Source organism: Streptacidiphilus sp. PB12-B1b (assembly GCF_014084125.1).
GTDB lineage: Bacteria > Actinomycetota > Actinomycetes > Streptomycetales > Streptomycetaceae > Streptacidiphilus.
The window spans coordinates 2,005,821-2,021,560 of record NZ_CP048405.1 but is presented as its reverse complement, the minus strand read 5'-3'; the positions used below and the strand labels follow the sequence as shown (position 1 = coordinate 2,021,560).

The following is a 15,740-nucleotide window of genomic DNA, read 5'->3' as shown; positions in this document are numbered from 1 at the left end:
CGGTGTCCGACCTCCCCGACCGGCCCGGGCCCGACCGGCCCGACCTGCCGGAGCACCCGGACCGCGCGGAGCACCCGGCCGATCCGGCCGGGCACGGCTCCGACGGGGCGGACGAGTCCGGCCGGGACGCCGGGGGCCCGGACGCCTCCGGCGCCGACCGGGCGGGCGCGGGGAACGGCACCGGCACCTCGGGAGAGGGGACGGGCACCGGCACCGGCGGGGACGCCGCGCCGGAGCCGGGCGAGGCGCGCCCGGCCACCGACGACGAGCTGTTCGCGCAGCTGATCGCCGGCTACGACGACCCGGTCGAGGCCGGGGACCGGACCTGGCCGGAGGCCGAGGACGTCGCCGACCTGGCGCCCGCGCCCCGCCCCCGGCCGTCGATCATGCGGCTGCCGGTGGTCCAGGCCCTGCCGCCGGTCGATCCGCGCGCCTGGAGCGCGGCCGAGGACCCGGACGACGACCACTTCGTGCCCCCGCCGCCGCCCCCGCTGCCCGCCACCGAGGTGCCGACCCGGCTGGCGCTGGCCGCCCTGGTCGGCGGGCTGATCCTGATCGGCCTGTACCTGGCCGGGCAGGTGCCGGGCCTGGGCGGGCTGCTCGGCGGCTGCATGTTCCTGGGCGGGACGGCGGCGCTGGTGGCCCGGATGAAGTCCGACGACGACGATGACGACCAGGACCCGCACCGCGGCGCGGTGGTCTGACCCCGGCGACCCTCCGAGCGGTCCGCCGCAGGCCGGGCCGCCGCAGGTCAGCCCGCGGCCGGGATGCGCAGCGTGGCCAGCACCGGCAGGTGGTCGGTGGCGGCGGTCAGGTCGGCGGCCCGCACCCCGGTCAGCCGGTCCGGCACCCCGCAGGCCAGCACGGTCACGCCGGGGGTGGCGAAGACCGCGTCCAGCCGCTGGTAGGGGCGCTCGGGGACGGACGTGTACTCGGAGCCCCACGGCGCGGTGGCCCAGCCGTCCTGCAGCCGCTCGTCCAGCAGCTCCCAACCGGCGTCGCCCGGGTGCTCGTTGAAGTCGCCGCCGACGATGCTGTGGGCCGCGCCGGAGCGGGCGCGCACCTGCTCCAGGTGGTCCAGCAGCATCCGGCACTGGGCGAAGCGCTCGTCGGCGTTGAGCGAGAGGTGGCAGCTGGTCAGCGAGAACGGCGCAGCCCGGCCGATCCGCAGCACGGTGGTGGCGAAGCCGCGCTGGTGCAGCCCCGGGGTGCGCGGCAGCAGCATGTCGTGGACCGAGAGCGGGGCCGCCCGCAGCCGCCCCAGCAGCAGCGGGCCGGAGGCGCTGCGTCCGCCGGAGAGCAGGAACAGCCCGGTGGAGCGGGCCAGCCAGGCCGCCTGCGGGCGCGGGAACCAGAAGCGCGGGGACTCCTGCACGCACACCAGGTCCGGGGCGCAGGCGCGCACCACGCGCGCCAGCGCCGTCCGGTCGTCGCGCAGGGAGCGGATGTTGTAGCTGAGCACGCGGACGACTTCGGAGCCGTCGGGCTGCGGACCACGGGCAGGGAGATCTTCGGCGACCATGCGCCAATGTTCGCAGCTCTCCCTGCCGTTGGGGACGAACGACAGCGCGGCGGTACGGCCGGGAACCGGCGTCCGGTCAGATCTGGCGGGCCAGGTCGGCCGCGCCGACGATGCCCGCCGCCGAGCCCAGGGTCGCCAGCACCACGTCGGCCCGGGGCCGGTGCACCCCGCCGATCAGGTAGGTCTCGAACGCCTTGGCGACCGGGTCGAGCAGCAGCGCGCCGGAGTCGGAGACCCCGCCGCCGAGGACGAACACGCCCGGGTCGAACAGCGAGGCCAGGTCGGCCATGCCGCGGCCGAGCCAGTCGGCGAGCTCCTCGTAGACGTCCAGCGAGAGCTGGTCGCCCTCCTCGGCGGCCTGGGTGATCTGGCTGCCGGTGATGGTGTCGGCGACGCCCTCGTTCAGCTCCAGCAGCCGCTTGCCGAGGACGGGCTCGGCGGCGGCGCGCTCGCGGCCGTAGCGGCGCAGGGCCCGGCCGGAGGCGTACTGCTCCCAGCAGCCCTTGCTGCCGCAGCCGCAGGGCAGGCCGTCGGGGACCATGTTGAGGTGGCCGATCTCCCCGGCGACGCCGAAGGCGCCGCGGTGCATCCGGCCGTCGATGACGATGCCGCCGCCGATGCCGGTGCCCACGGTGATCATGATCATGTCGTCGTGCCGGGCGGCCGCCCCGAAGCGGAACTCGCCCCAGGCCGCCGCGTTGGCGTCGTTCTCGATCACCGTCGGCAGGTGGACCAGGTCCTCTATCCGGGCCTTCAGCGGCTCGTTCTCCCAGTTGATGTTGGGAGCCATGAGGACGGTGGAGCGGCCTCGGTCGATGTAGCCGGGCGCACCGACGCCGACCGCGGTGATCTGCTGGTGCTCGGCGCGGAGCTCCTTGACCGCGTCCGCGATGGCGCCCACGGCCCACTGCGGATCCGCCGGTGTGGGCACCCTCGTCCGGGCCAGGATCGCGCCGTTCTCGTCGACGACTCCGGCCGCGATCTTGGTCCCCCCGACGTCCACGCCGATGGTCAGTCCCATGTGTCCCTCAGTCTCCGCTGGCTTCCCCGCTGGGCGGTACGGTACCCGCCCGCACCGGGGCCGGTACACACCTGTGCGTACATTAGCCGAAGACAGAGAGATTCAGTTAGCCTGGCTCGCCTTCAGAAGTCGTAGCCAAGGGCCCTTTCATCGCATACCCACCGGTAGCGTTCAGTCAAGATCGATGTGCTCGGTCCCGGAGGGCTTGCCGGCCGTCCAGCGGCGCTCGGAGGCGGCCACGGCGGCGCGGTAGGCGGCCAGCAGCTCACCACCCGCGGCGATCAGGTGTCCGTACACCTCGGGGTGCTTGCCCCGGAGCGGGGCGGCCAACTGCTGCAGCCCGCGGATGCCCTCGCCGGCCCCCAGCGCGGAGGCCGCCTCGTCCACCCGGTCGCCGACCGCGGCCGCGAACCGGCGCACCTCGTCGACCAGCGGCGCGAGTTCAGGGCCGAAGAGTTCGGCGGCCGGGGAGCGGCCGTCGGCGGCGGCCTCCCCGGCGGCCTCACCGGTCGGTCCGGCCGCCTCGGTCGGCTCCGGCTCGGCCGACTGCGCTGCGGTCGGCTCCGGCCCGGTCGGCTGCTCGGCCTGCTCGGCCTGCGCCGCGCCGCGGGCCTGCTCGGCCCGCGCCTGCGCCTGCTCCCGCTCCTGCTGCTCGGCGTCCTCGGCCACGGCCCGAGCCCACACGTCCTCGCCGTTGCGGTCGTCGGCGGTCGTCATAGTCTGCTCCTTCGGAGGGGGAGAGAGTCGCTCTCCTGCGACGCTACCCGAACCTGCCTGGCACGTCGGTGTTCTGGTGGCACTTCCCAGCCTGCCCGGCGGCCCGCCCGGCAAGCCCGGCGCCGGGCCGGTGTCAGCGCGGCCAGAGCCGGGGATCGGGGGCGAACCGCACGCCCAGCTCGCCGTCGCGCAGGGCGGCGCCGGCCACCGTGCAGCGTCGCAGCGCCGAGGGCAGCAGCAGGGTCCGCCGGTACGGGCCGACGGCCAGCAGCATCTCGTCGCCCCGGCGCACCAGGTCGAGCTCGCCGCGCTCGGCGCCGGGCAGCGGGATGCGCCACACCAGCACCCGCTCCTCGGTGCCGAGCAGGTCCTCCACCGGCCACCCGGCGGGCCCCGCGACCGGCTGCCCGGACGCGGGGGCGAGCCGCAGCGCGTCGGGGGCGGCCAGCGCCGCCAGGTCGGCCCAGCCCTGCGGCTCCCGGCCGAGGTGCGCCACCGGGTGCACCGGGACGTCCCATTCCCGCTCCAGCGCGGCGAGTTGCCGCTGCTGGGCCTGGTGCAGCGAGGCCAGGAACGGGTCCTCGCCGTCCGGCAGCAGCCGGTTGACGGTGACCGACTCGACCCGGGCGCCGTGCAGCGCCAGCCCGGCCCGGGCCGAGCGCAGCGCGGCGGCGGCCTGCGGCCCGGCGGCGGCGTCCACCACCAGCCGGACCGTGGTGCCGGGGGCGTCGACGACGGTACGGATGGCGGCCAGCTCGGCGGCGGCCCAGGCGCGGGCCTCGAACAGCCAGTCGGCGGGCATGGGCACCCCGGCGAAGGCGGCCAGCATGGGGCGCAGGGCGCGGGCGGCCTGGCGCTGCTCGTCCGGGAGCAGCCGGGCCAGGTAGCGGTCCAGCTGCTTGGGCAGCGCCAGCGCGGCCAGCAGTTCGGCGACCGGGGGCGCGTCCACGACCACGGCGTCCCAGGCGGAGCGGGTGCGCAGCGCGTCGAGCAGGGCCAGGTGCGCCGCGCCCGGGAGAGCACTGATCTCGTCCCGGTCCAGTGGTTCCACACCGAGCAGGTCGAACAGCGGCTTGGCCCGCCCCAGCAGCCGTTCGGCGGCGTCGCGGAAGGCGGCCTGCTGGTCGAGCCGGGCGGCGAACAGGCCCGGGCACAGCTCGGCCGGCTCCGGGCGCAGCTCGGCGCCGAGCAGCCGGTCCAGGGTGCGGTGCGGGTCGTCGGCGGCGAGCAGCAGCGTCCGCAGGCCGCTCTCGGCGGCGAGCCGCGCGGTGGCGGCGGCGAGGGTGCTGCGCCCGCTGCCGCCGCCCCCGGTGACCAGGACGGTGCTCGGGCCGGCGGCGGCCATCAGCCCTCGGACCCGGCGGGCCCGGTCGCGGCCGGACCGGCCGCGGCGGCCTCGGGGTCGGCGGAGCCGGCCGTCTCCACCCGCTTCTTCAGCCCGGCCAGGGCCCGGTCGATGATGACCTTCTCGGCCTTGCGCTTGATCATGCCCAGCATCGGGATCTTGACGTCGACCGCGAGCTGGTAGGTGACCTCGGTGCCGCCGGAGCGGGTGGCGGCGAGGGTGTACGAGCCGTCCAGCGACTTCAGCATCTGGCTCTTGACCAGGGTCCAGCTGACCTCGCGGTCGCCGTCCCAGGTGTAGGCGAGGACGTGCTCGTCCTTGATCGCGCCGGCGTCGAGCAGCAGCCGGACCTGCCGGGCGCGGCCGTCGGCGTCCGTGCCCAGCACCTCGACCTCCTTGACCTCGCCGGTCCACTCCGGGTAGGCAGCGAAGTCCGCGATGACCGCCATGACCTGGGCGGGTGCCGCATCGATCGTGGTGCTCGACCTGGTGTGCTCCGCCATCGGGTGGCCTCCGCGTCTCGACATGCCTCGCTTGACCCTGGAAGGCTATCGCGTCACCACTCCAGGACCCACGGCCGTCCCGTCGAGCGGAAGTGGCCGACGTTGACGCACTCGGTGCGGCCGATCCGCATCCGCTGCGCCAGCGGCTGGTGGACGTGTCCGAACAGGACGTGGCCCGGTCGGTTGCGGTGGATGGCGTCCAGCACGGCCTCGCTGCCGCGCTCGAACCGGCGGGCCACGGTGTCGTAGGTCAGCTCGGGCACGGCGGGCGGGATGTGGCAGCACAGCACGTCCACCGCGCCCACGGCGGCGATCTTGGCCGCGTAGGTCTCCTCGTCCACCTCGTAGGGGGTGCGCATGGGCGAGGGCAGCCCGCCGCCGACGAAGCCGAAGGTGCGCCCGCCCAGCTCGACCACCTGACCGTCCAGCACGGTCACCCCCTCGCGGGCGAACTCGGGCCACAGCCGGGGGATGTCGACGTTGCCGTAGGTGGCGTAGGTGGGGGTGGGGAAGGCGGCGAAGAGCTGCGCGTACTGGCGGCGGACGGCGGCCTCGGTGGCCTGCTCGCGGTCGACCGGCAGCGCGGCCCACAGCCTGCGGGAGAACTCCCGGGCCTCCTGGAACCGCCGGGCGTTGCGTAGGGCGACGATGCGGCCGGCGTTCTGCGCGCCGAAGAGGTCGGGGAAGATGCCCCGGGAGTGGTCGGCGTAGTCGAGGAAGAGGATCAGGTCGCCCAGGCACAGGGTGGCGTCCGCGCCCTCCCCGGCCCGCGCCAGTGCCTCGCTGTTGCCGTGTACGTCGCTGACCACATGCACCCTCATGGCAGTCACCTTAGGACGACCGGGACCTTGCCGTCGGGTCGGCTTCACACTGCCGTAATGTTCGCCCCGGACGCATGCGCGGCCGGGTACGGGCGCGGGGCACGAACCGTGAATGTTCCGGAAATGCGCCGCTCACGGGAATGTGACACTGGGAACATATTCTCGTGCGCCTCTATCCGCGCATCCCTACCCGGCAGTAACGTCCTGGCGTCCCGCAGCAGCGTCGCAGATCGAGGAGCAGCCGTGCGCGAGTTCAGCCTTCCGGCCCTGTACGAGGTGCCGAGTGGCGCAGACCTCACCGATCTCATCCACCGCAACGCGGAGCGCCATCCCGACGTCGCCGTGGTCAGCGGCAAGATCGACGGCCAGTGGCAGGACTTCACCGCGACCGAGTTCCTCGCCGAGGTCCGCGCCGCCGCCAAGGGCCTGATCGCCGCCGGTGTCGGCCAGGGCGACCGGGTCGCGCTGATGTCCCGCACCCGGTACGAGTGGACGCTGCTGGACTTCGCCATCTGGTGCGCGGGCGCGATCACCGTCCCGGTGTACGAGACCTCCTCGGCCGAGCAGGTCGAGTGGATGCTGGGCGACTCCGGCGCGGTGGCCTGCATCACCGAGCTGCCCCGGCACGAGGCCGTGGTGGGCTCGATCCGCGAGCGGCTGCCCGCGCTGCGCGAGGTGTGGCAGATCGAGGCGGGCGCGCTGTCCGACCTGACCCGGCTGGGCGCCGAGGTCGCCGACGAGGTGATCGAGGAGCGCCGCGCGGCGCTGGGCCCGGACACCATCGCCACCATCGTCTACACCTCCGGCACCACCGGCCGCCCCAAGGGCTGCCAGCTGACCCACTCCAACTTCATGTCGGAGCTGGGCAACATCGTCGCCCGGATGGAGGCGCTGTTCACCACCGGCGACTCCTCGCTGCTGCTGTTCCTGCCCGAGGCGCACGTACTGGGCCGGATCGCGGAGATCGGCGCGCTGATGGCCCCGATCCGGCTGGGCCACCTGCCGGACATCAAGGACGTCGTCACCGAGCTGGCGAACTTCAAGCCGACGCTGATCCTGGGCGTCCCCCGGGTGTTCGAGAAGGTCTACAACTCGGCCCGGGCCAAGGCCCAGAGCGAGGGCAAGGGCAAGATCTTCGACCGGGCCGCCGAGGTCGCCATCGCCTACAGCCGGGCCCAGGACACCGGCCGGGTGCCGCTGCTGCTCCGGCTCCAGCACCGGGTCTTCGACGCGCTGGTCTACGGCAAGCTGCGGGCCGCGCTGGGCGGCCGGGCCACCCACGCCATCTCCGGCGGCGCGCCGCTGGGCGAGCGGCTGGGGCACTTCTTCCGCGGCGTCGGCTTCACCGTGCTGGAGGGCTACGGCCTGACCGAGACCTGCGCGGCGACCGCCTTCAACCCGTACGACGCGGCCCGGATCGGCAGCGTCGGCCGCCCGCTGCCCAGCTCGGCGATCCGGATCGCCGACGACGGCGAGGTGCTGTTGAAGGGCCCGCAGGTGTTCACCGGCTACTGGCAGAACCCGGAGGCCACCGCCGAGGCGCTGCACGACGGCTGGTTCTCCACCGGCGACGTCGGCTCGCTGGACGACCAGGGCTACCTGACCATCACCGGCCGCAAGAAGGAGATCATCGTCACCGCCGGCGGCAAGAACGTCGCCCCGGCCGTGATCGAGGACCGCATCCGGGCGTACCCGCTGATCGGCGAGTGCATGGTGGTCGGCGACCGCAGACCCTTCATCGCCTGCCTGATCACCATCGACCCGGAGTTCTTCCCGACCTGGAAGAAGCTCAACAACAAGCCCGCCGGGGCCACCGTCGCCGAGCTGATGGACGATCCGGACCTGCTGGCCGCCGTCCAGACCGCGATCGACGACGGCAACGCGGCGGTGTCGCACGCCGAGGCGGTGAAGAAGTTCCGGATCCTGGACACCGTGCTGTCCGAGGAGTCCGGCCACATCACCCCCTCGCTGAAGCTGAAGCGGGCGATCGTGCTGAAGGACTTCGACGCGGACGTCGAGGCCCTGTACGCCTCGCGCTGACCGGCCGCACGGGTCGGCGGGGCCGGTCGGCGGCGGCTACAGCAGCGCCGCCAGCCGGCCCGCCAGCAGGTCCCAGCGCCAGCTCTGCTCCACCCAGGCGCGCCCGCGCGCGCCCATCCGCGCCCGCAGCGGGGCGTCCTGAACCAGCGTCACCAGCCGGTCCACCAGCGCTTCGGGGTCACGCCCGGGGACGACGTAGCCGGTCTCGCCCTCCAGCACCGCGTCCGGCGCGCCGCCGGAGTCCCCGGCGACCACCGGCAGGCCGGTGGCGGACGCCTCCAGGTAGACGATGCCCAGGCCCTCCACGTCCAGGCCGCCGCGCCGGGTGCGGCAGGGCATGGCGTAGACGTCCCCGGCGCCGTAGTGCGCGGGCAGCTCGGCCCAGGGCACCGCCCCGGTGAACCGCACCGAGCCGGCCACTCCGACGGCCTCGGCCAGCTTCTCCAGCTCCGCCCGGTAGGGCCCGTCGCCGACGATCAGCAGCACCGTGTCCGGCTCCTTCGCCAGCACCCCGGGCAGCGCCCGGATCAGCGTGTCCTGCCCCTTGCGCCGGACCAGCCGGGAGACGCAGACCACCACCGGCCGGTCGGCCAGCCCCAGCCGGGCCCGCAGCTGCGCGCCGCCGGAGTCCGGGTGGAAGGTCTTCTCGTCCACGCCCGGCGGGATCTGCCGCATCCGCGCCGCCGCCTCCGGGCCGACCGCGGCGGCGATCCGGGCCCGGGTGTACTCGCCGAGGTAGGTGAGGGCGTCGGTGCCGGCCCCGATCCGGCGCAGCAGCTGCCGGGAGCCGGGCAGCTGCGCCCAGGCCGCCTCGTGGCCGTGGGTCATGCCCAGCAGCCGCCCGGCCCCGGCCCGGCGCAGCGCGGGCGCGGCCAGCCCGAGCGGCGCGGCGGCGCCGAACCACACCGAGCCGCAGCCCTCCGCCCGCAGGATCTCGGCGGCGCGGCGGGTCACCCGGGGCGTGGGCAGCAGCATGGTGGTGCGGTCGCGGACCACCTGGAACGGCTGCTCGGCGTCGAAGCGGGCGGCCTCGCGGCCGTCGCGCCAGGTGGAGGCGTACACCACGATCTTGTCGGCGGGCATCCGCACGGCCATGTTGTGGACGAAGGTCTGGATGCCGCCGGGGCGGGGCGGGAAGTCGTTGGTGACGATGAGCGTCTTCTCCATGCGCTGGCGGCTTGCCCTTCGAGGTCCACGGTGCGGCGGTTGGTGATCCGTACGATAGGGCAGCACGGCCGCGGTGCGGCGAAGCCCGTCCCCAGACCCGGCGAGGACCCCCATCGGCAGCCACAGCGAGACCGGCATCGAGAGCGGCAGCCGCGAGCGCGGCGGCGGCAGCGGCCCAGGCACCGGCACGGGCGGCGGCCGGGCCCGGCGCTGGGCGCCGCTGCTGGTGTGGGCGGCCACCCGGGCGGTGGTGCTGCTGGCGGTGCTGGACGTGCTGCCGCTCGGCAGCCTGGCGCTGACCACCGACGTCAAGGTCATCTACCAGGGCTGGGCGCAGGTGCTGCAGACCGGCACCTTCCCGCTGGACGACATGACCTGGCAGTACCCACCGCTGGCGGCGGCGGTGATGCTGCTGCCCTGCTGGCTGCCCTGGTCGTACTTCACCGGCTTCCTGACCGTGGTGACCGCCTGCGACGCGCTGGCGGCGCTGCTGCTGGCGCGGGCCCGGCGGCGCGGCGGCAGCGGCGCCGGGCTGTGGCTGTGGGTGCTGGGCGTGCCGCTGCTGGGGCCGACCGTCTACTGCCGGTTCGACCTGGTGGTGACCGTGGTCGCGGTCGGCGGGCTGCTGGCCTCGGCCCGGCGCCCGGTGCTGGGCGGGGTGCTGGCGGGGGTCGGCGCGATGCTGAAGGTGTGGCCGGTGCTGACCGTGGTCGGCACGCCGAGGGGCCGCCGGACCAGGGACGCGGTGGCGGCGGTGGCGGTCTCGGCACTGGCGCTGGGCTTCGTCTTCGCGGTGACCATGAACGGCGCGTTCTCCTTCCTCGGGTTCCAGGAGAACCGCGGGGTGGAGGTCGAGTCGCTGGGCGCGCTGCCGTTCGAGGCGGCCCGGCTGCTGGGCTGGCACGGCACGGCGGCGATGAACTACGGCTCGGTGGAGCTGCTGGGCCCGGGCGTCGCGCTGGTCGGCCGGCTGATGGTGGCGCTGTCGGTGGGCGCGTTCGGCTGGCTGCTGCTGTGGCGGGCCCGGGCGCGGCGCTGGACGCCCGCGACCCCGGCGGACGCGGCGCTGACCGCGCTGCTGCTGTTCGTGGTGACCAGCCGGGTGATCAGCCCGCAGTACCTGGTGTGGCTGGTGGGCCTGGCCGCGGTGTGCCTGGCCTCGCCCAGGACGACGCAGCGTCCGGTGGCCTGGCTGCTGCTGGCCGCCGGGGCGTTCACCTTCCTGGAGTTCCCGCTGCTGTTCTCGGACGTGATGCACTTCCGGCTGCTGGGCAGTACCGCGCTGGTGCTGCGGAACCTGCTGCTGCTGGCGGCGGCGCTGGTCTCCGGCCGCCGGCTGTGGCGGGAGACGGTGCGCCCGGACGGGCCGCCGGTCAGCGCAGCGCCGCGAGAAGGTCGGCTCGCCACTGCGCGGTGAGCACGGCCGTGCCGGTGCCCAGGCTGCGGCGCAGCGCCTGTTCCACGGCAGCCTGCTGCCCGCCGCTGCCGCCGGTGGCGGCGAGGGCGCGGTAGAAGCCGACCAGTCCGGCCTGCCCGTGCCGCAGCACGATCGTCCGGCAGGCGAACCAGGCCTGCTCGTAGGTCTGCGCCAGGTCGGGCGCGGTGCCGTCGAAGGCGCTGTCCGGGGGCAGCTGTCCGGGTAGGTGTCCGGCGGCGACGGCGGCCTGCAGCTCCGGGCAGATCTGCCGGGGGCCGAGCCCGGTGCCCAGGTAGCCGGTCCAGTTGGCAGCGCCCTCGGCCAGCCAGCGCGGGGTCCAGGTGTCGGTGACGGCGCGGGTCGCCACGTGGGTCGTCTCATGGGTGGTGACGACCTGTCGGCCGAGCGCGGTGAGCTGGGCCCAGACCGGCGGGTTGACGGTGATCCGCTCGGTCCGCCCGGCCTCGGCCGCGCCGTACTCGCCACTGGTGACGGCGGCGGTCCCGGCGAAGCCCTGCGGGTCCACCCCGAGCAGGCTGCCGAACTGCTGGGTGGTGGACGGCACCAGCAGCACCGTGCGCCGGCCCCAGCCGTCGCCCCACACCGCGCTGACGGCCGGTACCGCCCGGTCGGCGAGCCGGGCGTAGGGCGGCAGCGCGGCGGCCGAGCCGAGCCCGAGGACCAGGCAGCAGCGGCCGTGCACGACGGTGACCGGGCCGAGGTCCCACAGCTGGACGTCGCCGCCGGGGTGGTCGGTGTCGGAGCCCAGGTACCAGGCGCCGCCGATCCGTTCGAAGGTCTGGTAGGCGGTGGCGGTGACCGGCTCGGTGTCGAACCCGGCCAGCCGGTACCGCAGGTGAACCCGCGCGGCGCGGCGCCGGCCGCCGCTCCCGGCGGAGCCCAGGGCGGCGGGCAGCGGGTAGGCGTCCAGCGCCTGCAGCCGGTACTCCCAGGCGGCGAGCGGCACCTGGGCCAGGTTGTCCAGCCAGGCGAGCTGCCGGGTGCGCAGCGCGGTGGCGCCGGGCAGCACGGTGGCCGCCAGCGCGGCCCGGTCCCGGCGCAGCACCGCCCGGGCGCGCCGGTCCAGCAGCCGGGCCAGGGCGGCGGCGTCCTGGTCGGGCCCGGTCCGGTCGGCGCAGCCGGCGGCCCCGGCGGCGAGCAGCGCGGCGGCCGTGCCGGTGAGCAGCCCGCGCCGGGATATCGGCATCAGACCCGGACCACCTCGGCGATCGGCATGTCGGTGGCGCGCTCGTACCGCACCCGGGCACCCGGGTAGGGGGCGTGGATGACCATCCCGTTGCCTGCGTACATGCCGACGTGGTGCATATCGCCGAAGTAGATCACAAGATCCCCGGGCCGGGCCTGGCTGAGCGGGATCCGCCGCCCGGCGAAGGCCTGCTCCTGCGAGGTGCGCGGCAGCACCACCCCGGCGTGCCGCCAGGACCAGTACATCAGCCCGGAGCAGTCGAAGGCGCCGGGTCCGGTCGCGCCGTAGACGTAGGGCCGGCCCAGGACGGACTGGGCGGCGGCCAGGGCGGCGGCGGCCCGGCTGTCGGCGGGCCCCTCGCCGGGCGGCAGCACCGCGGCGGCGGCCTGGGCGGCGGTGTCGGCAGCGCTGTCCTCGGCCTGCGCCAGCTGCTGGCGCTGGGCGCCGGAGAGGGTGGCCAGCAGCGCCTGGGCGCGGCCGATCCGGTGCTGGACCTCGGCCTTGCTGCCCGCGACCGTCTGCCGGACCTGCTCCAGCCGGGCCAGCTGCCCGGCCGCCAGCGCCCGGTCCCGGTCCAATTGCTGCTCCTCGGCCCGGATCGAATGCAGCGTGGTGGCGAGCGCGCCGTCCGCCTCGTCCATGGTGGTGGCCCGCTCCAGGTACTGCTCCGGGTCGGAGCTGAACATCAGTTGCATCACCGGGTCCATGCCGCCGCCCTGGCGGTACTGGGCGGCGGCCAGCGCGCCCATGCCCTGGGTGAGGTCGTCGACGTCCTGCTGTTCGGCGGCGATGTGCTGCTGGAGCTGCGCGGTCTCGCGCTGGAGGGCGCGCGCCTGCTCGACCGCGCCGTCGTAGCGCTGCCCGGCCACCTCGGCCTGCCCGTAGAGCGCGGTGATCTGCTGCTGGACGCCCTCGGGGTGGTGGGCGCGCCGGGGTCGGCGAGTGCGCTGCCGCCGCCCGCGAGGACGGCGGCGGTGGCGGCCAGCAGGCTGACGGCGGTGCGGGACAGCGCGGCCACGGCTGGGCCCTGGGCCGGCGGTCGGGCACGTCGATGGGACGCCACGTGGGCGGGCTCCGTTCGTCCGGTGCCGGGCCCGGGGCGCGACGTCGGCTGCGTCGGTACGGGCCTGGCGGCCCCCGGCGCCGCCCGGGGAGGGCGGTCGACGACACGGAGGGCCGAGGCCAGACGTTAGCGAGTCCGACGCGGCTAGTCCAAACCCCCACAACAGCGAAAATATTCGCCCATTTCGCACACATCGGCGGGGCCGCCCGCGACCTGGGCGGGGCCGGGTACGCCGACGGGCCCGCTCCCCGGTGGGGAGTCGGACCCGTGCCGCTGTTCGGTGCCACCGGAGGACCGGTGGCCCGCAGGCTAGAGGTGGCGCATCGCGTAGATGGAGCCGATGGTGCTGAGCGACTCGTAGCGCACCTCCGCGCCGGGGTGCGGCGCGTGCAGCACGATGCCGTTGCCGGCGTACATGCCCACGTGGGAGTCGTCGTTGAAGAAGATCAGGTCGCCGACCTGGAGGTCGGACACGCTGGACACCGGGGTGCCCACGTCGATCTGGTCGTAGGTGGTGCGGCCGATGTCCATGCCGGCCTTGGCGTAGGCCCACATCATCAGACCGGAGCAGTCGAAGGTGGTCGGGCCGGTGTCGCCGTAGACGTACGCGTCGCCGATGCGGGTCTGCGCGGCGGCGAAGGCGGCGGCCTCGACCGAGTCGCCGGGGGCGGAGTGGCCCAGGTCGGCGCTGCTGCCGTAGCTGCTGCCGCCACTGCCGACGTGCGCGGTGGTGGTGGCCGGCGCGGTGTTCAGGGCCACGTTGACCGCGGCGCGCTGGGCGGCGGTGAAGGAGTTCAGCTTGGCCTGCGCGGCGGCCAGCTTCTGCTGCACCTGGGCCTTGGCCTCGGCCAGCTGCTTGCTGGTGGCGTCCAGGGCCTTGAGCTTGCCCTCGGCGTCGGACTTCTCGTTGTCCAGGGTGGCCTGCTCGGTCTGCAGCGAGGACAGTGTGGTCGCCTGGTTGTTGTCCACCTGCTGGTTCATGGACGCCTGGTCCAGATAGTCCGTGGGGTCGGAGGAGAGCATCAGCTGCACCGAGGGGTCGATCGTGCCCTCGCGGTACTGCGCGGCGGCGGTGGCCCCCAGGCTCGCCTCCCGGGCGTTGACCGCGGCCTGCTGCCGGGCGATCTCGTTCTGCAGGGTGGTGACCTGCTTCTGCAGCTGCTGCTGCTGTTCCTGCGCCGCGTCGTACTTCTGCACGGCGGTGTCGGAGGCGGTGTTCAGCTGCTCGACCTGCGCCTTGAGCGACGCGGTGGTGGGCGTGGGAGCGGCCTGCGCGGACTGCGCGTTGGCGGCGATGGCCACGGCGGTGACCGCGGCGGCGGTGAGCACGGTCACCCGGGTACGACCCGGCGATTTGGGACGACGGTGGGACGCCACGAAGGCGGTACTCCTTCTTCCTACGTCCGCCTACCGGGTGAGCTGACGGGTTCGGGCTGGAAGATCGCCCTACGGCGCTTCACCGGCTGGGAGCCGGCCTGGCGTCGATTCACCCCGAGGAACAAGTGGTTCCCCGGCTCCGAGTTGTCGGCATCCCCTGTGGGCGGCGAGCGCCCTGCCACGCCTCGGACTCGGCGGGAACCTCCGCTGCCACCCGGACCGGGTGATCGACGTCGCGGTGGTTCGGCCCCCGACACTAGTGACCCAACCGTGATCCGTTCAAATCATTGTCAGGAAAATGTTTCTGACGCTTCGATTTCCTGTCGGAACAGCGACGCACCGCAGTCCCATGGTGACCGTATGCCGTCGACATCGCTGCCAAAACGGTCAGAACGGTCGAACCAGGGGGACAGATGTGGTAACAGTCACATCACGGGAGGGCAGCGTCAGATGCGGCGGACGGCGACGACCCCGCCGAAGTCGGAGATCGGCATGATGGAGACGGTGTAGCCGTACTCCGGGGCGTTCAGCAGCATGCCGTTGCCCGCGTACAGGCCGACGTGCGCGCCGTCCTCCAGCACCACGATGTCGCCCACCTGGATGTCCGACGGGCTGACGTAGCTGCCCACCGACTCGTCGGCGTAGGAGGAGTGCGGCAGGCTGATGCCGGCGTGCGCGTAGGCCCACATCACCAGGCCCGAGCAGTCGAAGGCGTCCGGCCCGGCGCCGGCCCACTGGTACGGCGCGACGCCGACCTTGCTGAGCGCCGCCCGCATCGCCGTCTGCGCCGCGGCGGAGATGCCGCTCAGGTCGACCTGGCTGGGGGACATGGTGGAGCCGTTGCGGTCGCCGCCGATCGAGCCGTACCCGCCGCCGCCACCGCCGTTCACCTGCGCCTGCTGAACCGGCGTCAGCGAGGCCATCACCGTCTGCGCCTTCTTCAGCTGGGACTGCGCGGCGGCCTTGTTCTGCTGCATCTGCTTGAGCAGCGCCTGCTCGGCCGCCAGCTCGGCGGTGGCCTGGGCCTTCTGCCGGTCCAGCAGCTGCTGCTGCGCCTCCACGCCCGAGAAGACCGCGGCCTGGCTGGAGTCCAGCTCGCCCTGGACCGACGCCTGGTTGAGGTAGGCGGTCGGGTCGGTGGAGAGCATCAGCTGCACCGAGGGGTCCACCGCACCGGTCCGGTACTGGGCCGCCGCCTCGGCGCCCAGCTGGGCCTCCTCGGTGTTGATGGTGGACTGCTCGCGGGCGATCTCGTTCTGCAGCAGCGCCACCCGCTGCTGCAGCGCCTGCTCCTGGCTCTGCGCCTGGTCGTACTTCTGTCCCGCCGCGTCGGCCGCCTGCCGGTCCGCCGCCACCTCCTTGGTGGCCTGGCTGAGCGTCAGCTTGGGCGCCGCCTGCGCACCGGCCTGCGCCGAGATCGCTACGGCCGTCGCCGCCGCAGCAGTGAGGACCGACACGCGGGCGCGGCTCGGTTGCTTCGGGCGGCGATGTGAGGCCACGAGGTCTCAGTTCCCTTCCGGCGACCGCCGAGGGGCCCGCG

Annotated in this window: 14 protein-coding genes and 1 riboswitch; of the genes, 3 read left to right on the top strand and 11 right to left on the bottom strand. The window is 74.4% G+C overall.

The genetic code is table 11. The features are described 5' to 3' along the window. Nucleotides 1-2 precede the first annotated feature (2 nt). On the top strand, nucleotides 3-704 hold the full coding sequence (locus GXW83_RS33905; RefSeq protein WP_225446859.1) for a hypothetical protein: 702 nt from the start codon (nucleotides 3-5) through the stop codon (nucleotides 702-704). A gap of 47 nt (nucleotides 705-751) precedes the next feature. On the opposite strand, the gene GXW83_RS09185 is transcribed toward GXW83_RS33905, so the two are convergent. The 6 genes from GXW83_RS09185 to GXW83_RS09160 all read right to left on the bottom strand — a co-directional run bounded on the left by GXW83_RS09185 (nucleotide 752) and on the right by GXW83_RS09160 (nucleotide 5,929). Further along, nucleotides 752-1,522, bottom strand: coding sequence for an endonuclease/exonuclease/phosphatase family protein (locus GXW83_RS09185; RefSeq protein WP_182442586.1), 771 nt, complete (start codon nucleotides 1,520-1,522; stop codon nucleotides 752-754). Nucleotides 1,523-1,598: 76 nt separating this feature from the next. Next, nucleotides 1,599-2,543, bottom strand: coding sequence for an ROK family glucokinase (locus GXW83_RS09180; protein WP_182442585.1), 945 nt, complete (start codon nucleotides 2,541-2,543; stop codon nucleotides 1,599-1,601). 171 nt (nucleotides 2,544-2,714) lie between these two features. Continuing rightward, nucleotides 2,715-3,260, bottom strand: coding sequence for a DUF5304 family protein (locus GXW83_RS09175; protein WP_182442584.1), 546 nt, complete (start codon nucleotides 3,258-3,260; stop codon nucleotides 2,715-2,717). 133 nt (nucleotides 3,261-3,393) lie between these two features. Beyond that, a complete protein-coding gene (locus GXW83_RS09170; RefSeq protein WP_182442583.1) occupies nucleotides 3,394-4,605 on the bottom strand; it encodes an ArsA family ATPase in 1,212 nt (403 codons plus the stop codon). Beyond that, the gene (locus GXW83_RS09165) at nucleotides 4,605-5,108 is read right to left on the bottom strand and encodes an SRPBCC family protein (RefSeq protein WP_182447185.1); all 504 of its coding nucleotides are present in this window, start codon (nucleotides 5,106-5,108) and stop codon (nucleotides 4,605-4,607) included. Before GXW83_RS09165 ends, GXW83_RS09170 begins: the two co-directional genes overlap by 1 nt. 53 nt (nucleotides 5,109-5,161) lie before the next feature. Next, complete coding sequence (locus GXW83_RS09160; RefSeq protein WP_182442582.1) at nucleotides 5,162-5,929, bottom strand: metallophosphoesterase; 768 nt, start codon at nucleotides 5,927-5,929, stop codon at nucleotides 5,162-5,164. Nucleotides 5,930-6,172: 243 nt separating this feature from the next. Between GXW83_RS09160 and GXW83_RS09155 the strand changes: the two genes are divergently transcribed. After that, complete coding sequence (locus GXW83_RS09155; protein WP_182442581.1) at nucleotides 6,173-7,969, top strand: long-chain fatty acid--CoA ligase; 1,797 nt, start codon at nucleotides 6,173-6,175, stop codon at nucleotides 7,967-7,969. A gap of 36 nt (nucleotides 7,970-8,005) precedes the next feature. Here GXW83_RS09155 and GXW83_RS09150 read toward each other — a convergent pair whose 3' ends face one another. After that, nucleotides 8,006-9,136 (bottom strand): glycosyltransferase family 4 protein, encoded by a 1,131-nt coding sequence (locus GXW83_RS09150; RefSeq protein ID WP_182442580.1) that lies wholly within the window; start codon nucleotides 9,134-9,136, stop codon nucleotides 8,006-8,008. 73 nt (nucleotides 9,137-9,209) lie between these two features. Here GXW83_RS09150 and GXW83_RS09145 point away from each other — a divergent pair, with 73 nt between their 5' ends. Then, entirely contained in the window at nucleotides 9,210-10,553 is a 1,344-nt protein-coding gene (locus GXW83_RS09145) for a glycosyltransferase family 87 protein (RefSeq protein WP_225446858.1), read from the top strand. Here GXW83_RS09145 and GXW83_RS09140 read toward each other — a convergent pair. The 4 genes from GXW83_RS09140 to GXW83_RS09125 form a co-directional block, all read right to left on the bottom strand. Then, nucleotides 10,510-11,760: a hypothetical protein gene (locus GXW83_RS09140; RefSeq protein WP_182442579.1), complete on the bottom strand. Its 1,251-nt coding sequence runs from the start codon at nucleotides 11,758-11,760 to the stop codon at nucleotides 10,510-10,512. The genes GXW83_RS09145 and GXW83_RS09140 overlap by 44 nt on opposite strands. Then, the gene (locus GXW83_RS09135) at nucleotides 11,760-12,629 is read right to left on the bottom strand and encodes a C40 family peptidase (RefSeq protein WP_225446857.1); all 870 of its coding nucleotides are present in this window, start codon (nucleotides 12,627-12,629) and stop codon (nucleotides 11,760-11,762) included. The genes GXW83_RS09140 and GXW83_RS09135 overlap by 1 nt, the downstream gene beginning before the upstream one ends. 503 nt (nucleotides 12,630-13,132) lie before the next feature. Further along, nucleotides 13,133-14,200, bottom strand: a complete 1,068-nt coding sequence (locus tag GXW83_RS09130) for an NlpC/P60 family protein (RefSeq protein WP_182442578.1) — start codon at nucleotides 14,198-14,200, stop codon at nucleotides 13,133-13,135. A gap of 11 nt (nucleotides 14,201-14,211) precedes the next feature. Beyond that, nucleotides 14,212-14,363, bottom strand: a riboswitch (cyclic di-AMP (ydaO/yuaA leader). 283 nt (nucleotides 14,364-14,646) lie between these two features. After that, nucleotides 14,647-15,657, bottom strand: a complete 1,011-nt coding sequence (locus GXW83_RS09125; protein WP_182442577.1) for an NlpC/P60 family protein — start codon at nucleotides 15,655-15,657, stop codon at nucleotides 14,647-14,649. Nucleotides 15,658-15,740 lie beyond the last annotated feature (83 nt).

Coding starts and splice junctions, on each gene's coding strand:
- GXW83_RS09170 (WP_182442583.1), bottom strand. CDS start 4,605: ATGGCCGCCGCCGGCCCGAGCACCGTCCTGGTCACCGGGGGCGGCGGC.
- GXW83_RS09175 (WP_182442584.1), bottom strand. CDS start 3,260: ATGACGACCGCCGACGACCGCAACGGCGAGGACGTGTGGGCTCGGGCC.
- GXW83_RS09185 (WP_182442586.1), bottom strand. CDS start 1,522: ATGGTCGCCGAAGATCTCCCTGCCCGTGGTCCGCAGCCCGACGGCTCC.
- GXW83_RS09160 (WP_182442582.1), bottom strand. CDS start 5,929: ATGAGGGTGCATGTGGTCAGCGACGTACACGGCAACAGCGAGGCACTG.
- GXW83_RS09140 (WP_182442579.1), bottom strand. CDS start 11,760: ATGCCGATATCCCGGCGCGGGCTGCTCACCGGCACGGCCGCCGCGCTG.
- GXW83_RS09180 (WP_182442585.1), bottom strand. CDS start 2,543: ATGGGACTGACCATCGGCGTGGACGTCGGGGGGACCAAGATCGCGGCC.
- GXW83_RS09165 (WP_182447185.1), bottom strand. CDS start 5,108: ATGGCGGAGCACACCAGGTCGAGCACCACGATCGATGCGGCACCCGCC.
- GXW83_RS09150 (WP_182442580.1), bottom strand. CDS start 9,136: ATGGAGAAGACGCTCATCGTCACCAACGACTTCCCGCCCCGCCCCGGC.